The sequence below is a fragment of the Natronosalvus vescus genome (assembly GCF_023973145.1).
GTDB classification, from domain to species: domain Archaea; phylum Halobacteriota; class Halobacteria; order Halobacteriales; family Natrialbaceae; genus Natronosalvus; species Natronosalvus vescus.
The window spans coordinates 933,743-950,907 of sequence record NZ_CP099546.1 but is presented as its reverse complement, the minus strand read 5'-3'; the positions used below and the strand labels follow the sequence as shown (position 1 = coordinate 950,907).

Sequence of the window (17,165 nt, the reverse complement as noted above, 5' to 3'; positions counted from 1 at the left end):
CAGTATCAATCTATTGCTTGAACGGAATTCAATAGCAGTAGACAGTTGACCACTTTTGTTGCGAGAGACACCTCCCTCGTGTTCCGTTCCGGTTGAACACCGTCTGAATTGGGGAAATCGCCGTACTCGAGCAACGCGCAATGAGTGTGTTATTGATTCAGATAGGTGTGAGTATTAGAACAGTGTGTGCTAATGACACAATAATTCATCAGGGATGAGAGTTGGATCTTTTATCTTGTCGTAAGAACTCTTTAAATAATATAATAACAGTCGCGCTCACACCTCGAGGTATGTCCAACACGGACACCCCGACGATAGTATCGTACCTACAGAATCACCCACGAATGATCGGCGTGCTGTTCACCGCTATGTTGTTGCTTTCGCAGGCGGGGACGGTCATGGCGGAATCATCAGCAACGACCACGGGCCCGTAAACCGATCTTTTAGTTATAAATACTCGAGTAGTTCCTTACTCCAAACAAGTTTGCCCTGATACTGCACAGGGAACGATGAGAGGTCAAAGAAAGGGATTAGATCTTCTTTTGTAACCGTAATAGTATCGATAACTCCAGAAGACAAGTATCGCTTGTCAACACCGTTCAAAAGAGGAGTGAACAAACAACCCATATCATTACAATTAGTTGGAAAGGTTTTGATCGTGATGTCGAATTGATTATCATTCCTGAGTTCTAACTCGCCTAACATCGGTGTCGTATTCTCCCGATCAGCAATCCTGACCTCACCATCCCCAATGACGAGATACTGATTCCCGACGATCCGCTGATCGGTCGCAATTGTCGTCGCCGCCCGTAGCGAAAAACCATCCGCCAGCAACCGAGCGAACGTTCCACCGATCTCCACCGCTGGCTCGTTCAACACCGCGGAGGCCGTCACGACGCCGCCGATACACCCACCACGGATCAACGCCTCGCCCTGCCTATACGACTGACAGCCGTTCAGTATGAATGCCCCGACGCCGTACTCCTCGTGGGCCGTTGCATCGAAATAGCCGTCCGCACACTCGAGGCCCCGCCCATCCACGTGGCCGATGTAGTGGACGAAGTCCGTCTCCGACGTGAACAGGGTATGGAGTTCCTCGACCGTACAGTTCTCGAGGAATCGAACCGACGCCCCGGTCTCCTCGAGCGAGCCATACGACTCCGAGACGGCGACGCGTTCGCCTTCCATCTCCTCGTCGTTGCGCACCACCGCAACCTCGATGTCCTCGCGATCAGTCGCCGTTCGCTGGAACCGCGACTCGAACGACTCGAGGGTCGCCTTCGAGGCGTCGAGCGGGTTCGACTCCCCGATGAACGTCTGCTCGAGGGAGTTCGACCGTGGCGTTTCGACGAACTCGAGGCTGTTGTGATCGAGCGATCCGTCCCGGAAGAAGTCCTGGACGGGTTGGGGCGTCTGTGGAACGCTGCTAACGGGGGTCGGGTTCGGGCACCGAATCGTCGCCAGGTCGGCGACGAGGAACGGCAAGCACTCCAGATACTCCGCATCGGGCTGGACGTCGGCCGTCAGTCGCCACTCAGGGAGCAAGTGCTCGAACACCGAGAACGGCACCTCGAGGTACCGATCGACGCGTTCGGCGATCGGCAAGTCGTACAGCTCGGCGAAATCCAGTTCGTCCGGCCCCTCGCGCGAATGACGGAGGGCGAGTTCGAACTGCTGGCGCTCGTGCAGTGGCACCTGGAAGTAACCCTCAGTTCGGGTGAGACAATCGAGGAAGAATACGTGCTGGAGTAGCCGTGAAACTGCCGTGTCGTACTCCTCGTGAATCGACCGAAGGTGGAGGCGCTGGGACTGGGTACGAAGGCGCGGCTGTGACGCCGGCAGAACGTCCGCGCCGAGGTAAAACGCCAGCGGTGCGATCGGGTAGAGATGCCGGAAAGTCGGCGGCACCTCGAGGTGGATGCCCGTATCCGGCTTCTCGAGATCGGCCGTGAGCGGTTCCTCCGGGGTCGAATCGCGACGAACGAGTCGCGGCGGGTGGCCCCGCATCGAGGGGAACGACCGCTCCGGTGAGAGCGTCTTGAGCGACGTCGCAAGAAACGGAATCGCCTCGAGCAGCGTATAGGGATCGTCGTCGACGACGATCTCGCCGGCGGGGTTGTCGTGGAACGAGCGAATGCCCAGGGTCACCGTCGTCTCCCCACCGAAGGCGATCGAGGAACGGCCACCGTCGGAGAGTACCTGGAGCGGGCCGTCGACCTGGAAGTAGGTCTTGATTGGGCCGGTCAGATCGAAGAGGTAGGTGTCGTGGGGTAAAAACAGCGGTTCGCCGTTGGTCGATTCGGCGACGAACTCGCCGTCGCCCGTCCAGACGTGGATGTCGTGTAAGCCCTCACACTCGATGAGCGACGTCTCGAATCGGACGGCGGTGTCCACTGGGAAGTAAAACGCGTCCGCGTTCGCCGGTTCGAGTGTCACCGAGTCGGGAAGGGAGAACCCCATCGTCGACCGCTCGATCGGATCCCAGAGCTCGAGGCGGTTGTCCGTCTCGCGAATCTCCGGGTGTTTGAATCTGGTTGCCATAGGTTACAGTTGGTGCCATCGTGTTGCTTTCCCGCAGTCGGGAAAGTGCCACCGGCTCTCCGGTGGCACGTGGTCGCGGTTGCGAAGTTCGATGCGGATGTCGAAGTGGTCGGCGTGACGAGTGACGAGTTCGTCCTCGTCGTCGACCGGAAGATGGTAATGCGCCATCCCCGAGACACCCTCGACGAGATGGGTCAACACACGAAGAAACCGATCGGTCTCATCGTGGGTAACCGTCTCGATGGTCGGCCGAAGCGTCATGACGGACATCCTGAGCTGCGACGGCTCGAGGCCGTCCGTCGTGGCGTCGGCCTCGGCAATCGCCTCACAGATCTGCATCTGGAATTCGGAGATCCAGTTGAGATCCGCCGCGGCGATTCCTCGCGGCGAAGGAAGCCGTGAAATGCTTCGCTGGAGCCCAGCGGAGGAGATCAGCTCGGGTTCGGACTCATAGCCCGTCCACAGGTAGTGGTTTCCGGGCGGATGGAGATCCGTACACGCGAGAATTCGCTGTCTCGATCGTTCACACTGGTCGTCACCGAACAGGTTCCTGGTGGCGTGAAAGCTCACTTCAGGCGGCACATTTCCCGTGACGAGTATGTTACATCCTTTTCGCTTGAGGGACTCGAGTTGTGTTGTCACAAACCGCCCCGTCGGACTCAGCGCGTCGTCGCACTGTCCGCGAACAAATTCTTTGGCACCACCAACCATGCACACCATTCACTTAGAGTATCTAATATTAAAACCACCGGGAACACGTTCATCGACGACTGATCGTCAGCGAGAACAGCCTCGACCCGGCCGAAAACGCTATCTTGTGATGCGACGTTTCAGACCCGGTTTTCGATGATACGCAATTCACCCTTCTGAAGGAATTCACGTAGCTGAACGGCTACCAACAGTTATTACGGTAGGATCGAACCGCTACGCAATGAGCCTCGAGGTCTCGGCACTGGGACTCGCGTTCCTCGGAACCGGGATCATTATCCTCGGATTCTTGCACAAACCACTCACCCGTCCGGGGACACCCGGAAGTACGGCGTTCGCCGTAACTGTCGTTGGCTGTGCGCTGTGGCCGTTGAGCCTCAGCCTGGGGCTACTCGTCGACGGGGACATCACCGCGGCTGTCGCCTGGAGCGGGCGTCTCGTCGCGCCGACCGTCCTCACCGTCGGCTGGTTGTTGCTCGCCGTTCGCATCACGACCGATCGAGAACCCCGGTGGTGGCTCGTCGCCGCCCTCGCCGGCTACGTCGGGCTCGAACTCCTGGTACTCGCGACGAATCCGTTCCACCAGTTCGGGTTCGATCCGGCGGTCGTCGCCGGTACCGACGGGGTGACACCGGACTGGAACGCCTGGTTCTGGATCCAGGCGACGATCAACTACGTCCTCATGGCGAGTGCAACGGTCGTCCTCGCCGCAGAGGCGATCCGGGCGACCGGCCTGCGACGCAGACAGAGTGCACTCCTGGCCGTCGCCGTGGTACCAACCGGCATCGCAAACCTGGTGACGATCAGCGGTCTCGTGCAGATACCCCACGATCTGAGCCCGTTCGGGTTCGTCGGTAGCGCGATTATCATGTCCTGGGCGCTCTACCGGGCCGAGTTCCTCGATATCGTCCCAATCGCCCGGAATACCGCCCTCGAGGAACTGCCACACGCCGTCGTGACCCTCGCCAGTGACGGTCGCGTAATCGACTTCAACGCGGTCGCACAGCAGTATTTCAACGCCGAGGCGGGAATCGGGGCCCCCGCTCGAGCGTTCTTTGCGAACGTGGCCGACGAAACGGTTGCCACATTCGAAACCGGCGAGGTCGGCCACCGTCAGGTGCGCATCGAGACCGACGAGGGGACTCGCTACTTCGATTGCACCGCTTCGGCCGTTGGCTCCGATCCCAACGCTGGTCGCGTGCTCGTCTTTCGTGAAGTGACCGATCGCATCCGTCGCGAGCGCCAACTCCTCGAGCAAAACGAGACCCTCTCGGAGTTCGCCAACATCGTCTCCCACGACCTGCAGGGCCCGCTCATGGAAGTTCGCAGTAGCGCCACACTCGCAGTTCAGACGGGGGAGTCAGACCACGTCGAGCAGGTGCTCGAGGGTGCCGATCGAATGGATCGTCTCGTCGACGATCTCCTGGAACTCGCCCGTTCTGGCCGACAAATCGACGACCCCACTCCCGTCTCACTCGAGTCGGTCGCCCAGCGGGCCTGGGGGAGCGTCTGGACGCCGGAAGCCGAACTCAGCGTCGAAGCCGACTGTACGATCGCCGCAGACCCCGACCGCCTCCAGCAACTGCTCGAGAATCTGTTTCGAAACGCCGTGGAGCATGGCTCCACGAGCCGTTCGGTCGCTGACGCTCACGAAGAAGCCATGGAGTACTGCTCCACGAGCGATAACGTGGATCGGGTCACGTTCACAGAGCAGGTGGGTGTGTACAAAGAAACATCGTCATCGGGTACGCTCCCCGACGGTTTCGTCTCGGTCACCGTCCGTGCAATCCCTGGTGGGTTCGCCATCGACGACGATGGGCCAGGGATCGCGTCCGAGCGACGAACGCACGTGTTCGACCGCGGAATTACCACCTCACCGGACGGTACCGGACTCGGACTCGCGATTGTCGAGCAGATCAGTACCGCACACGGCTGGTCAGTCGATGTGACCGAATCACCCGAAGGCGGCGCGCGGTTCTCACTGACGGGCGTTTCAGTGCTCGAGACGCAGGGCGATCCCGATCGAATGTCGTCCGTACACGCCAGGGAGTGACCAGTGCGGTCGAATCCGCTGGCCGTTCCGCAATTCCTGACGGGTGGTTGCTGTGCATCGGTGGTCTCTCGAGAGGTCACGTTCGTGTCGTCACAGCAACCACTGGAGACCAGGAGTTGCGACCAGAGCACCACCTTTTTGAGCGACAGTGTCGACGACCCGTTGTGGGACGCTATCAACCCGGCCAGCACGACTCGTTCATCAAGTGTGACACGCCGCGATGTGGAGCGAACAATGCCCCGGAGGGGACAGCGGCGTACGACACCGACTGCTGGCGCTGTGGAGAGCCGCTGGGCGGAAAACCAGAACCGGGGGACGAAGTGATCGTCGATATCGTCGACGAGAAACACGACGGCACGCTCGTCTGTAAAACCGAAGGCGGCTTCGTCCTCTTTCTCGAGGCTGAGGTCACGGGAATCCAGGCGACCGTCCGCGTGACGGAGGTCGATGAAACGGCCGGCCAGGCCGAACTCGTCGACGGTGGTTCGTAGTGCAGTGATCGGCCGGTTTCGCGACGGCGTTTGGCCCCGGTCACTCGAGTGCGGTAGCTGCCAAGAACCGTGACGGACACGGCGCCCACTCAAATGTCCCGACGAATAAAGATGATGACAGCGAGTGTAACCAGCGACGCGAACACCACCAGCAACAGAATTGCATCGGTAAACGCGTACTCTTCGCGCACGAGAATCGCCGTCTCATCGTAGTATCGGCTGGGGGTGACCGCCCCAACCCACTCGAGATCCTCACTCAATCTCGAAGCGGCGTCGATCATCCAGAGAAGCAAGACGCCACTCAGGGCGGCCGCTCTAGCCGTCCGAACGCGGTCGATGACGACGGACAGAACGAGACCAATCCCGGCACAGACCAGCAGATACGGAATAGAAAGCACGTGTACCATCGCCAGCGCGACGGGATTCATCGTTTCGTCGATGACGACCGAACCCACGTAGACGACGGTCGGGACGCCGACGTTTAACACCACGAGTGGTACCCAGAGGGAACCGACTTTCTGGAGGATAACTGACTCCCGAGAGACCGGATTCGAGAGAGTGAGATCCATGGCTCGAGTGCGGACGTCCGCGGCGATCATCCCGGCCCCGGCGTACGCGAAGTAGACGGCGAGGAGGACGACCCAGAAGAAGGAGTAGACCTCAGCGGCGATGAACCCCTCGATCGTATGGAGTTGCTCGATGCCAAACATCTCGAGCATGAACGCAGGGAACGCCTCCGCAATCTGTTCTGCGTCCTCCGCAAAGCCCGGGAAAAACGAGAAGTAAAAGATCGATATCAGGGCGAACGCGACGGTCAACAGGAGCGAACCGCGGAGCCGTCGTCTGGACTCGAGGCGCAGGATAGCGGTCATACCACCATCACCATTCCCATTACCTCGCCCGTCATTGCTTCCGCAAGCATGGCTGGAGCTTTGACCGTGGCCGGTTCCTCGAGCGTCGTTGATTCCTCGGCCCCAGCTGATTCGCTGAGAGTGGCGTTCGTGTTCCGGTCACTGTGATGAGCGTCTATGATCATATGTCTCGTCGAGTGAAGATGAGAAGGGCGATTCCCAGTAGGGCGAGAAACGCCACCAGAAGAATCACGGCGTCGCCGAACGGATACGCTTCGTGAACGAGAATCGCCGCCGGATCGAAGTACCGACTCGGCGTCAGGTCGCCCACCCACTCGAGATTCGGCTCCAGCTCGGAGAGGCCGTCGATCAACCAGAGGAGAAACACCACCCCGAGGGCACTACTCTGTGCGCTTCCGGGCCGGTCGAGGACGACGGAGAGAACGAGACCGATCGCGGCACAGACCAAAAGATACGGGATCGACAGCAGGTGTGCCATCATCAATGCGAGGGGGTTGACCGACTCTTCGAGAACGAGCGAACCGACGTACAGGACGACGAACAGCACCCCGTTTAGCACGACCAGCGGTACCCAGAGGGAGGTGATTTTCTGGAGTATCACCGACTCCCGGGAAACCGGGTTCGAGAGCGTGAGATCCATCCGGCGTGACCGGATATCGTCGGCGATCAATCCACCACCGAGGTACGCGAAGTAGATGCCAGCGAAAATTACCCAGACGAACGGAAAAATGTACGATGCCATGAACCCTTCGATGGTGTGCAGTTCCTCGAAACCGAATAACACGAGGATGTGTTCCGGGTACGCCTGTTCGATGGCATCTGCTTGTTCGGCCATTCCAGGGAACACGGCGAGTAAGAAGGTCGATAGAATAGCGAACAGCCCGGCCAGGACGATCGATCCGCGGAGCAACAGCCGTGATTCCTGGCGAAGGATGGCCGTCATACCCCTCCGCCCGGGAACGCCTCCCCGTAGTAATGTTTGAAGATATCGTCCAACTGTGGATCACCGATATCGACGTCACGGACGTCGAACTGGACGAGGTGTTCGAGCAACGGTTTCGTCTCGCCCGTGTACGTAAACTGAATCGACGTATCGACGGCCTCTACGTCGATCATCGCCTCGGTGACGAACGCGTCCCGGTCAACCGGTTCGGCAAAGTGAACCCGAACGTCTTTGCCGCTCCGTTTCAACAGCGTGGTGATGTCCTCGAGGGCGACGAGCGTCCCGGAGCGGATGATCCCGACGCGGTCGGCGACTCGCTGGACTTCGCTGAGAATGTGTGAGGAAAAGAAGATGGTCTTACCGTCCTCGCGTTCTTCCTCGAGAAACAGGTGGAGGCGATCCTGTTTGAGGGGATCTAAGCCGGCCGTCGGCTCGTCCATGATGACCAGATTGGGGTCGTGCATGAACGCCTGGACGATCCCGAGCATGCGACGGTTCCCAGCAGAATACGTTTCGATGGACTGGTCGAGCGGCGGGGTAAACAACTCGAGGAGCTCTTCGCGCCGCTCGTCCCCGCGCATTCGCGCGAAGTGATCGAGTGCCTGCCGTCCGGTGAGCCGATCGTCGAACCCGAGCGTGTCTGGCAGGTAGCCGACGGTGGCTTTGGTTTCGGTTAGCGCCCGGCGGTCGCGGATGTCCGTTCCGAGTACGGTTGCTGTCCCCGTCGTCGGTTTGATGAGACCGAGCAGGAGACGGATTGTCGTCGTCTTTCCCGCGCCGTTTGGGCCGAGATAGCCAAAGATTTCGCCGGACTCGACGTCGAAGGTGACGCCGTCGTTTGCGGCGATATCACCGTATCGCTTGGTGAGATTGGCTATCTGGATCGCAGACATAGGTTCAGTACGGAGACATGTCTCTTAAATATGTGCCTACTCAGCAGCGCGCAGCTCGGGACCGAGTAACTGATAGCAACTATTGAACCGTCGGGACACGCACGCGCTACCGTCTCCGCTCGAGTGTCTCAGGAGATCCAAGAACTGCTATTCATCTGGACAGTGATCGAAACCGAACGAGTCGGGCGGATGAAAATAGGATGTCGAGTGTGTTCGAAGGATCGATTCCACGTAACGGAACCGATCACGTTCTCGAGGCGGGGGCGTCGGTCTCGGGTGCGATCAGCCGCGAACGACGCCATGTTGCGAGCGAGAACACGCTGACGGCACCCAAAAAGAGGAGAATCGAACCGAAGATGCTCTCGACGTACCGCGCACGAACGAATGGTCGGTCGAGCGTGTAGTGGAAGGCACACAGGTCAGCCCATTGGCTGTCGTGAAACGCTACCAGTTCCGACCGGTAGACCGGGGCAATGTGATACACGTCAGGAGCGAGTCCCCACAGCCCCCCGATCACGACGAGCCAAAGTGCCCACGGGGTAGGATAGACGGTTCGAGAGACGAACGGTGTCGCTACCAGAAGGACAATCGATGCACCGACGAGGAAGTGAACGATCGCGGGGGCCACGGTACGTGACCAGATTCACCGCTACCGACCGTAAGTAGACGGTGACCCATCGTGTGGTAGGGAGTGGATATCGGCCTCTCGAGGCCATGCTATCGGACGCGTTGAGCGATGGATCGGAACCGATGGTTCCTCATCGTGAGTCGTTCATAGAGAAACGCGGGGTGATTTGCAGGTGGCTGGCCTGCTGTCTGTCGATGTCGACAGACCGAGTTAACGGATGTCCCCCACCCCGCGCATGTGAGTCTCTGGCGTGCTGGTACGTCACTCTATCGGCCGTTCACGACGATGAAACCGTGTCGAACGCGGGTTCAGGAGTTGGGTGTGATCAGTGACCCATTGAGAGAACCACCAATCGAAATAACCGGCCGAACATATTCGATCCGATCCCCAGTTCGTGGTAATCACCGAGAGGGTCAACCATATCCCATCCATATCATCGCGTAGGGAAACCTCATGACGACAGACATCAGCCGACGGAAACTCCTCCAGGTATCGGGCGGCGCACTTGCAGTCTCACTCGTTGCCGGTTGTCTCGGTAGTGACGACGACAACGGTGGGAACGGCAACGGCGACGACAACGGCGGGAACGGCAACGGTGATGACAACGGCGGCACCGACGACGAGTACGACTTCGGCGACTGGTTCGACAACGTCGACAACTACGACGGCGTCGAGGATCACACCGGCGAAGGCGAGGTGACCGTCATGAACGGCACCGGCCCGAGCGGCTACCAGTACGATCCGCCAGCGATCGTCGTCGACCCCGGTACGACCGTCGTCTGGGAGTGGACGGGCGACGGCGGCGGCCACACCGTCACCGAGGACGACGGCGAGTTCGACAGCGGCATGCTCTCCGACGCTGGCGAAACCTTCGAACACACCTTCGACGACGAGGGGACGTACCGCTACTACTGTGAACCACACGTCAACATGGGACAGAAAGGCGTCGTCGTCGTCGAATAATTGCGATCGAGTTCCGTTTGTTTTCGAATGCTGAGCGACTGCTCGAGTCACCGTTCGACATCCCGCTCCGTTAGCGTCGGCCACTCAAGAGCATCGCCTTCAGGTGCTCGAGGCTGGTGACCGAGGTCGGGCGATCCATGTGGACGCCGATTTCGCCAGACGTAACCGAGAGCCCCACGCGCTGAACCGGCTCGGGTAGGGAGTACGCCCGCCTGAGCCAGTGACCAAGCTCGATCTCCCGCTCGAGGTCGTCCCGCCACGCCCGCTCGTAGGTGGCGGTGCTTCCCGGTCGATCGGGGTCGATCCGGTCGACGGCGTGGTCGGCAGCGGTCATCCCGTAGAGGATGCCGCCGCCGGTGAACGGCTTGGTCTGGGCGGCCGCATCGCCGATGAGAAAGCCACGGCGAGTCGTCACGCGATCGGGTGGGCCAATGGGGATCAGGCCCGAACAGCGGTGTGAGACCTCGATCTCGTAGCCGTCGATGAGTTCCTCGAAGTGTTTGGTGACGTGGACGCCAGGTGGGGCGGCCAAGCCGTACTCGACGCCGGCGTCGTGTCGAGGAATGCGCCAGGCGAAGAAGGTGGGGGCCGTGAGGTGAACGTCGACGAAATTGCCGTCGTCCGGTTCGTCCGAAAACGCGAGGACGCCGTGGAGCAACTCCCCCGGCTCCGGCAACGAGAGCGCCTCGCGGACACGCGAGCGCGGGCCGTCACACCCGGCGACCATCTTCGCCTCGTAGGTGTCGGTGCCGTCGGGGCCTTTGACGGTGAGTTCGACCCGGTCGGTGTGTTCCTCGAGGCCGGTGACGGTGTGCTGCTCGCGGACGTCCGCACCGGACTCGCGGGCGAGATCCGCGAGATGGCGGTCGAGGCCAACGCGGTCGATTACGTTCGAGACGACCTCCTGTTTGTAAAACGGGTAGGTGTCTTGGTCGTCCTCGCCGTTTCGTTCGTGGGGGCCACCGACGTGAAAGCGCGCGCCGTAGATTTCGTTCTGGAAGAGTTCCTCGCGTGCACCGGGCCCCGTGAACGACCAGATGTCCGTACTAACGTGGCCCGAACACGCCAGTGGCTCACCGACGTCCCCCCGTTCGAAGGCGACGACGTCGTATCCGGCTTCGGCGCTCCGGCGGGCGAACCGTGCCCCAGCCGGCCCGACGCCGACGACGGCAAAGTCGTACATACCACATCCGTGTCGATCCGTGGCTAAATACCTTCTCGAGTTCTCTACTGCGTGCAACACGACCGCTAAATCAGGTATACGCTCCTGAGCAACCGGCCATCAATTGGAACGGCCGTCGAACAAACGTGGGAAACAGTCATTGTCTCCCCGTGAGTGTCGAACGCATGAACGTTCACGAGCGGTTTAACGAACAGTACCCCTTTGGCGAGCACGTTGGCCTCGAGATCACTAAGGTCGAGGAGGGCTACGTCGAGGGAACGATCGAACTCGAGGATTACCACTCGCTGTCGGAGTCGACGCTGCTCGCCCATGGGGCCGTCCCGTTCGCCCTCGCGGATTCGCTTTCGGCCGCCGCTCTCGCCTCGGTCGAGGGGGCACCGGGACCGACGCTCGACGTGCGAATCGACTACCTGCGGCCGGCAACGGGCGACATTTACGGCTCCGCCGAGGTAGTTCGCTACGGGGCCGAAACGGGCGTCGTCGAGGCCGAGATCGTCGACGCGGACGACCGGACGCTCGCGACGACTCGAGGGGTGTACAAGACGAACCTCGTCGACGGCGCGAACCCATTCGTCGACTCCTGAGCCGGGTGGTCGTTGCGTGCGGGTTTGCAGGAAGGGACGCAGCGTCAGCTGTTGAGCCGCCAGAGTTCGTAGTTGAGCACGGCCGCGAACGTCACCCAGAGGAGATAGGGAACGAGCAGCGCCGCCGCGCGACGGTCGACGGCCCGGAACGCGACGATCGTTGCGGCGACCAGCACCCAGAGGGAGGCGATGACGACGAGGCCGGCGAACAGTTCTCCGAGGCCAAAGAAGACGGGCGTCCAGGCCACGTTGACCGCCATCTGCGCGACGAAGAGACCGAGCGCGAGAGTTCGACCCGTCCTCGAGGAGCGCCAGATCAGCCAGAGAGCGACGCCCATCAGCGTGAACAGGAGCGTCCAGACCACGGGGAACGCGATTTCGGGTGGGTAGAAGCCGGGTTTCTCGAGGTCGCGAAACCAGGCGCTATCGGGGCTCGAGATAATTCCCGGGAGGCCGCCAACGACGTTGATCGCGACGACGAACGCCACGGCCTCGAGGATGTCCGTTCGCTCGAGCGAGCGGTCTGTCGACCCGCCCCTCGCAGTCATTTCGTCCATATACCCTATACGGTATCGAACACGATAGATACCCGGCCACTCGAGCGCACCTCCGATGACTGGTCGCCACCGTTTACTTTCACCACGGTATCTCAACCCTTAACAGCGACCGCGTCGAATCACGGGCAATGGCCGCGACGGACGAGCACCCGCCTTCCATCGACCACCCCCTGCTCGAGCCTGACTTCCTCGAGCGTCGCCTCTACCAGCTGAAACTCGCCGGCACCGCGGCGAACGACCACACCCTCGTCTGCCTCCCGACGGGGCTGGGGAAGACGACAGTGAGCCTACTTGTCACGGCGCGACGCCTCGACGAGGTCGGCGGAAAGTCGTTGATGCTCGCCCCGACGAAACCGCTCGTCCAGCAACACGCCGACTTCTACCGGGAGGCACTCCGGATTCCCGACGACGAAATCGTCGTCTTCACCGGCGACGTCAGCCCCGACGACCGAGCGGCGCTGTGGCAGGACGCGACGGTGATCATGGCGACCCCGCAGGTGATCGAAAACGACCTGGTGGGCTCTCGGATCTCGCTTGCCGACGTCACACACATCACGTTCGACGAGTGCCACCGGGCCACCGGCGACTACGCCTACAATTACATCGCCGAGCGCTACCACGCCGACGCCGATCGTCCGTTGGTGACTGGGATGTCGGCCTCGCCCGGTGGTGACGAGGAGGCCATCCTCGAGGTCTGTGAAAACCTCGGGCTGCGGGAGGTCGAAGTGATGACCGAGGAGGACGCCGATGTCGCCGAGTTCACCCACGACACCGAAGTCGAGTGGGAGCGCATCGACCTGCCCGACGAGGTGATCGAGATCCGGGATGCGCTGAACGAGGTGATCAGCGAGCGCCTCGAGAAACTCAAGGAGCTGGGCGTGGCGCGGTCGACCCAGCCCGACCAGTCCCAGAAGGATCTCAACCGGATGCGCGCGGAGCTCCAGAAACTGATCAACAACGACCAATCGGAGGGGTTCAAGGGGATGTCGGTGCACGCGGAGGTGATGAAACTGCGCCAGGCCGTCACCCTGGTCGAAACACAGAGCGTGGAGGCGTTGCGGCGGTACTTCGAACGCCAGCGCAACCAGGCTCGCACGTCGGGTGCCTCGAAGGCGAGCCAGCGTCTCGTGAGCGATCCGCGGGTGCGCGAAGCGATGCGACGGGCGGAGTCGTTCGACGAACTCCACCCCAAGTACCGCAAGACGCGGATGCTGCTCGCGGAGACGCTGGGGCTCGAGGGCGGCGAACGGGTCATCGTCTTCACCGAGTCCCGGGATACGGCCGAAGCCTTGACCGACTTCCTGAACGAGAGCTTCGACGCCAAACGCTTCGTCGGGCAGGGGGATCGGGAGGGCAGTGACGGGATGACCCAGAACCAACAACAGGAGGTGCTCGACGCGTTCCGGGCCGGCGAGTTCGAGGTGCTCGTCTCCACCTCGGTGGCCGAGGAGGGCCTCGACGTGCCCGAAGTCGACCTCGTGCTGTTTTACGAACCAGTGCCGACGGCGATTCGTTCGATACAGCGCAAGGGGCGAACCGGCCGCCAGTCCGAGGGACGCGTCGTCGTCCTGATGGCCGATGACACCCGCGACGAGGCGTATTTCTGGATCTCGCGACGGCGCGAGAAGGAGATGAAAAGTGAGTTGCGCGAGCTAAAGGGGATGGCTAGCGACCTCGAGTCCGAACTCGACGATGCTCAACAGTCACTCGAGGCGTTCGACACCGGTTCGAACGGGGATGGATCGGGCGGCAGATCCACATCGAGTGCAGGGAACACGAGTGGAAGCGTTGGGGATGACATCCAGCCCGGATTACAGGATTTCGCGGCGGACGCCGACTCGAGTGCGGCCGACGAGTCAGGAGACAGGGAAGGCGTCGAAACGGACGACGACGGAAGCAGGCACAGCGACGGCAGCGAAGCCAGCGAGGACAGCGAGGACGAGCAATCCGATCCCTTCGAGGTACACGAACCCAGCGCCGGGGGCGACGTCGTCGAAATCGTCGCCGACCAGCGGGAGATGGACGCGAACATCGCCCGCGATCTCTCCCGCCGCGAGGAGATCGAGATCCGCCTCGAGACGCTCGACGTCGGCGACTACGTCTGCTCCGACCGGGTCGTCGTCGAGCGAAAGTCGGTCGCCGACTTCGTCGACTCGCTCGTCAGTGGCGACCGCTCGGTGTTCGAGCAGGTCGGGGCGATGGCCCGTCACTACTCGCGACCGGTCGTCATCGTCGAGGGCGAGGGCATCTACGAACAGCGGGACGTCCACCCGAACGCGATCCGGGGGGCGCTCTCGAGCCTGGCCGTCGACTTCGGCGCGAGCGTCCTCCGAACCGAGAGCGAGGCCGACACGACCGAATTGCTGGCGACGATGGCCACCCGCGAACAGCAGGTCTCGAGCCGCGAGGTCTCGGTTCACGGCGAGAAGGGGGCGAAGACCCTCGGCGAACAACAGGAGTACGTCGTCTCCTCGATCGCCGAAATCGGGCCGGTAACCGCCCGGTCGTTGCTCGAGGAGTTCGGCACCGTCGAGGCGGTCATGATCGCCAGCGAAGACGAGTTGCAGGCGGCCGACGGCGTCGGTTCGGTCACCGCCGAGCGGATGCGAGAGGTAATCGGGAGTGAGTATACTGGAACCGGATCGGGATCGAACTCGTCGTAGCTCTGTAGTGCCTGCCCCCTGGTGGGCGGTTGCCGGCTCGAGATCAACCTACCTCTCTACCCTCGAGACGTGTGCCTCGCCCTCGTCAATCGGAACGCTGAACTGTCGACACGCCCAATTCCAGACCTGAGATGAGCGCCGAGATTCCGGACGACGATCCGATCATCCTCTTCGACGGCGTTTGCAACCTCTGTAACGGGTTCGTCCAGTACATCGCGCCACGGGACGACGACGAACGGTTTTACTACGCCTCCCTGCAGTCGCCCGCCGGCGTCGAACTCCTCGAGCGACACGACCTGCCGACGGACGAACTCGAGTCGGTCGTCCTGATCGAGGGTGACGACGTCTACGTCAAATCAGGCGCTGCGCTCCGGACTGCGTACCACCTCGGCGGACTCTATCGGCTGCTCTGGCCGTTTCGCGTCCTTCCAAAGCGATTCCGGAACTGGTGTTACGACTTTGTCGCCAACCGACGCTATCGCTGGTTCGGCAAGAAAGACCAGTGTATGATGCCGACGGGGAACCTCCAGGATCGGTTCCTCGAGTCGGGTGTTGGGCCCGAGGACGACTGAAGGACGAAAGAGAACGCGAACGGAACGAAGCCATCACACCCAATACGACACCACCATCATCGCCGACTCCTCGCGTGCAGCGAGTGCAATCGTTTTATAGGCTCCACGAAGTACGCACCAGCAATGTCTGCTGACTATCCGCTCGAGCGCCCTTTTTGGTGCTCGAGGGGAGCAACCGCTCGAGAGGTGTTCGGACGTGGGCTATAACGTCCAGGAGCATCTCCTCGACCGCCTGTCCATCTTTCGCGTGTACGCCTACGGCCTCTGTATGGGTACCGCCGACGCGCTGCCGGGCGTCTCCGGCGGTACCGTAGCATTGTTACTCGGGTTCTACGCACGACTAATCGCCGCCATCACCGCGATTACCCCGGGGCGAATAGTGGCCGTTCTGCGAGGATACCACCCCGCTCACCGAGACCGCGCACGCGAGGCGATCCTCGAGATGGACGTTCAGTTCCTCTTGCCACTCGGCGTGGGAATGGTGACCGCCGTGGCGCTGATCGCGAGTGCGGTTTCGACCCTTGCGAATACCCACCCCGTTCCCCTCTTTGGGTTCTTCACGGGCCTCATCGGCGCGTCGGCAATCGTCCTCTACCGCGGCCTGTGCATCTCGACCCGTGAACACGTGCTCGCGGCGCTCGCCGGCGTCTCACTCGCCTTACTCGTCGCGGCGAACGTCATCACCTTGCCGGGTAGCGGCGGGATCGTAATCCTTCTGGCGGGTGCACTCGCCATCAGCGCGATGATCCTTCCGGGAATCTCTGGCTCGCTCATTTTGATCCTGCTCGGCCAGTACGTCTTCCTCTCGAGCGAACTGAGTGCGTTCCTCTCCGGGCTTGGGGGGCTCCTCGGTGGCGGATCGCTCGAGGCCGTCGTCGATCCGGGAACCACCGTCGTCCTGTTCGTGGCGGGCGGGCTGGTAGGGCTGTTGACCATCGCTCGCCTCGTCCGACGGGCGCTCGAGCGCCATCGGAACCTGACGCTGATCTTCCTGGTGAGTCTGATCGCGGGCTCGACGCCGGCACCCTTGCACAACATCAGCGAGCACCACACGTGGACGGTCGAGACCATCGCGCTGGCTGCAGGCTGGACACTCGTCGGTGCAATCGTCCTCGTGGCACTCGATTATCTCACGGGCGGGTTCGATCCCGAGTAAACGATCGGCGCTCGAAGGCGTGATCCGTCGGCGCTCGAGCTCGAGAACCAGTCACTGACCGCTTGCGCGTCCCGGCGGGCGGCTTATCCCGCTTCGTCCCCTCCTGCCCGTATGGTACTCAAGCGATTCCTCGGTTCGAGTGCAACCCGCACGCTGACCGTCGTCTCCGTCGTCGTCGAAGCGAAACGGGCCCTCGAGAACGGCTCGAAACTGCGAGCGATGGCACTACTCGTCGTCGCCGCCCTCGCCTGGAAGTGGGCACTCGTTGGACTGGTTGCCCAGAGCGTCGTGAAAGGCGTTCGGCGCTGAGGTCGTGTGTGGTCGGCCGGTGACGCAACCCCTTTTTACTGACCCATCT

18 protein-coding genes are annotated in these 17,165 nt (G+C 61.5%); 9 read left to right on the top strand and 9 right to left on the bottom strand.

The features are described from left to right. The first annotated feature begins 290 nt into the window (after nt 1-290). Nucleotides 291-434 (top strand): DUF7503 family protein, encoded by a 144-nt coding sequence (locus tag NGM68_RS18310; RefSeq protein ID WP_425493600.1) that lies wholly within the window; start codon nt 291-293, stop codon nt 432-434. 13 nt (nt 435-447) lie between these two features. Here NGM68_RS18310 and NGM68_RS04425 read toward each other — a convergent pair whose 3' ends face one another. Continuing rightward, a complete protein-coding gene (locus NGM68_RS04425; RefSeq protein ID WP_252700440.1) occupies nt 448-2,541 on the bottom strand; it encodes a hypothetical protein in 2,094 nt (697 codons plus the stop codon). A 3-nt stretch (nt 2,542-2,544) separates the two neighbouring features. Further along, nucleotides 2,545-3,252 (bottom strand): DUF7504 family protein, encoded by a 708-nt coding sequence (locus tag NGM68_RS04420; RefSeq protein WP_425493599.1) that lies wholly within the window; start codon nt 3,250-3,252, stop codon nt 2,545-2,547. 220 nt (nt 3,253-3,472) lie between these two features. On the opposite strand from NGM68_RS04420, the gene NGM68_RS04415 reads away from it, so the two are divergent. Together NGM68_RS04415 and NGM68_RS04410 are read left to right on the top strand one after the other, a co-directional pair. Next, nucleotides 3,473-5,302, top strand: a complete 1,830-nt coding sequence (locus NGM68_RS04415; protein ID WP_252700438.1) for a sensor histidine kinase — start codon at nt 3,473-3,475, stop codon at nt 5,300-5,302. Nucleotides 5,303-5,466: 164 nt separating this feature from the next. Next, nucleotides 5,467-5,793 carry a TRAM domain-containing protein gene (locus NGM68_RS04410; RefSeq protein WP_252700437.1) on the top strand — a complete coding sequence of 109 codons (327 nt, stop codon included), beginning with the start codon at nt 5,467-5,469 and terminating at the stop codon, nt 5,791-5,793. Nucleotides 5,794-5,882: 89 nt separating this feature from the next. Here the strand turns inward: NGM68_RS04410 and NGM68_RS04405 are convergent, their stop codons facing one another. The 5 genes from NGM68_RS04405 to NGM68_RS04385 form a co-directional block, all read right to left on the bottom strand. Continuing rightward, a complete protein-coding gene (locus NGM68_RS04405; RefSeq protein WP_252700436.1) occupies nt 5,883-6,665 on the bottom strand; it encodes an ABC transporter permease subunit in 783 nt (260 codons plus the stop codon). Next, complete coding sequence (locus NGM68_RS04400; RefSeq protein ID WP_252700435.1) at nt 6,662-6,829, bottom strand: hypothetical protein; 168 nt, start codon at nt 6,827-6,829, stop codon at nt 6,662-6,664. Before NGM68_RS04400 ends, NGM68_RS04405 begins: the two co-directional genes overlap by 4 nt. Further along, nucleotides 6,826-7,608: an ABC transporter permease gene (locus NGM68_RS04395; RefSeq protein ID WP_252700434.1), complete on the bottom strand. Its 783-nt coding sequence runs from the start codon at nt 7,606-7,608 to the stop codon at nt 6,826-6,828. The genes NGM68_RS04400 and NGM68_RS04395 overlap by 4 nt, the downstream gene beginning before the upstream one ends. Then, the gene (locus tag NGM68_RS04390; protein WP_252700433.1) at nt 7,605-8,501 is read right to left on the bottom strand and encodes an ABC transporter ATP-binding protein; all 897 of its coding nucleotides are present in this window, start codon (nt 8,499-8,501) and stop codon (nt 7,605-7,607) included. The genes NGM68_RS04395 and NGM68_RS04390 overlap by 4 nt, the downstream gene beginning before the upstream one ends. 244 nt (nt 8,502-8,745) lie before the next feature. Then, a complete protein-coding gene (locus NGM68_RS04385) occupies nt 8,746-9,129 on the bottom strand; it encodes a hypothetical protein (protein WP_252700432.1) in 384 nt (127 codons plus the stop codon). A 453-nt stretch (nt 9,130-9,582) separates the two neighbouring features. Here NGM68_RS04385 and NGM68_RS04380 point away from each other — a divergent pair, with 453 nt between their 5' ends. Then, entirely contained in the window at nt 9,583-10,092 is a 510-nt protein-coding gene (locus NGM68_RS04380) for a halocyanin domain-containing protein (protein WP_252700431.1), read from the top strand. Nucleotides 10,093-10,162: 70 nt separating this feature from the next. On the opposite strand, the gene NGM68_RS04375 is transcribed toward NGM68_RS04380, so the two are convergent. Then, complete coding sequence (locus NGM68_RS04375) at nt 10,163-11,275, bottom strand: geranylgeranyl reductase family protein (RefSeq protein ID WP_252700430.1); 1,113 nt, start codon at nt 11,273-11,275, stop codon at nt 10,163-10,165. Nucleotides 11,276-11,439: 164 nt separating this feature from the next. Between NGM68_RS04375 and NGM68_RS04370 the strand changes: the two genes are divergently transcribed. Then, on the top strand, nt 11,440-11,859 hold the full coding sequence (locus NGM68_RS04370; protein ID WP_252700429.1) for a PaaI family thioesterase: 420 nt from the start codon (nt 11,440-11,442) through the stop codon (nt 11,857-11,859). Between the two features lie 44 nt (nt 11,860-11,903). Here the strand turns inward: NGM68_RS04370 and NGM68_RS04365 are convergent, their stop codons facing one another. After that, a complete protein-coding gene (locus NGM68_RS04365) occupies nt 11,904-12,407 on the bottom strand; it encodes a TspO/MBR family protein (protein ID WP_252700428.1) in 504 nt (167 codons plus the stop codon). 137 nt (nt 12,408-12,544) lie between these two features. Between NGM68_RS04365 and NGM68_RS04360 the strand changes: the two genes are divergently transcribed. The 4 genes from NGM68_RS04360 (at nt 12,545) to NGM68_RS04345 (ending at nt 17,116) form a co-directional block, all read left to right on the top strand. Next, the gene (locus tag NGM68_RS04360; protein ID WP_252700427.1) at nt 12,545-15,079 is read left to right on the top strand and encodes a DEAD/DEAH box helicase; all 2,535 of its coding nucleotides are present in this window, start codon (nt 12,545-12,547) and stop codon (nt 15,077-15,079) included. 131 nt (nt 15,080-15,210) lie between these two features. Further along, complete coding sequence (locus NGM68_RS04355; RefSeq protein ID WP_252700426.1) at nt 15,211-15,651, top strand: thiol-disulfide oxidoreductase DCC family protein; 441 nt, start codon at nt 15,211-15,213, stop codon at nt 15,649-15,651. Between the two features lie 196 nt (nt 15,652-15,847). After that, nucleotides 15,848-16,807, top strand: coding sequence for a DUF368 domain-containing protein (locus NGM68_RS04350; RefSeq protein WP_252700425.1), 960 nt, complete (start codon nt 15,848-15,850; stop codon nt 16,805-16,807). Between the two features lie 111 nt (nt 16,808-16,918). Then, nucleotides 16,919-17,116 carry a hypothetical protein gene (locus NGM68_RS04345; protein WP_252700424.1) on the top strand — a complete coding sequence of 66 codons (198 nt, stop codon included), beginning with the start codon at nt 16,919-16,921 and terminating at the stop codon, nt 17,114-17,116. Nucleotides 17,117-17,165: the final 49 nt, after the last annotated feature.

What these genes read in the sequence shown, in the direction of transcription:
- NGM68_RS18310 (WP_425493600.1), top strand. Translation starts at nt 291, where the DNA reads ATGTCCAACACGGACACCCCGACGATAGTATCGTACCTACAGAATCAC.
- NGM68_RS04425 (WP_252700440.1), bottom strand. Translation starts at nt 2,541, where the DNA reads ATGGCAACCAGATTCAAACACCCGGAGATTCGCGAGACGGACAACCGC.
- NGM68_RS04420 (WP_425493599.1), bottom strand. Translation starts at nt 3,252, where the DNA reads ATGGTTGGTGGTGCCAAAGAATTTGTTCGCGGACAGTGCGACGACGCG.
- NGM68_RS04415 (WP_252700438.1), top strand. Translation starts at nt 3,473, where the DNA reads ATGAGCCTCGAGGTCTCGGCACTGGGACTCGCGTTCCTCGGAACCGGG.
- NGM68_RS04405 (WP_252700436.1), bottom strand. Translation starts at nt 6,665, where the DNA reads ATGACCGCTATCCTGCGCCTCGAGTCCAGACGACGGCTCCGCGGTTCG.
- NGM68_RS04400 (WP_252700435.1), bottom strand. Translation starts at nt 6,829, where the DNA reads ATGATCATAGACGCTCATCACAGTGACCGGAACACGAACGCCACTCTC.
- NGM68_RS04395 (WP_252700434.1), bottom strand. Translation starts at nt 7,608, where the DNA reads ATGACGGCCATCCTTCGCCAGGAATCACGGCTGTTGCTCCGCGGATCG.
- NGM68_RS04390 (WP_252700433.1), bottom strand. Translation starts at nt 8,501, where the DNA reads ATGTCTGCGATCCAGATAGCCAATCTCACCAAGCGATACGGTGATATC.
- NGM68_RS04380 (WP_252700431.1), top strand. Translation starts at nt 9,583, where the DNA reads ATGACGACAGACATCAGCCGACGGAAACTCCTCCAGGTATCGGGCGGC.
- NGM68_RS04375 (WP_252700430.1), bottom strand. Translation starts at nt 11,275, where the DNA reads ATGTACGACTTTGCCGTCGTCGGCGTCGGGCCGGCTGGGGCACGGTTC.
- NGM68_RS04370 (WP_252700429.1), top strand. Translation starts at nt 11,440, where the DNA reads ATGAACGTTCACGAGCGGTTTAACGAACAGTACCCCTTTGGCGAGCAC.
- NGM68_RS04365 (WP_252700428.1), bottom strand. Translation starts at nt 12,407, where the DNA reads ATGACTGCGAGGGGCGGGTCGACAGACCGCTCGCTCGAGCGAACGGAC.
- NGM68_RS04360 (WP_252700427.1), top strand. Translation starts at nt 12,545, where the DNA reads ATGGCCGCGACGGACGAGCACCCGCCTTCCATCGACCACCCCCTGCTC.
- NGM68_RS04355 (WP_252700426.1), top strand. Translation starts at nt 15,211, where the DNA reads ATGAGCGCCGAGATTCCGGACGACGATCCGATCATCCTCTTCGACGGC.
- NGM68_RS04345 (WP_252700424.1), top strand. Translation starts at nt 16,919, where the DNA reads ATGGTACTCAAGCGATTCCTCGGTTCGAGTGCAACCCGCACGCTGACC.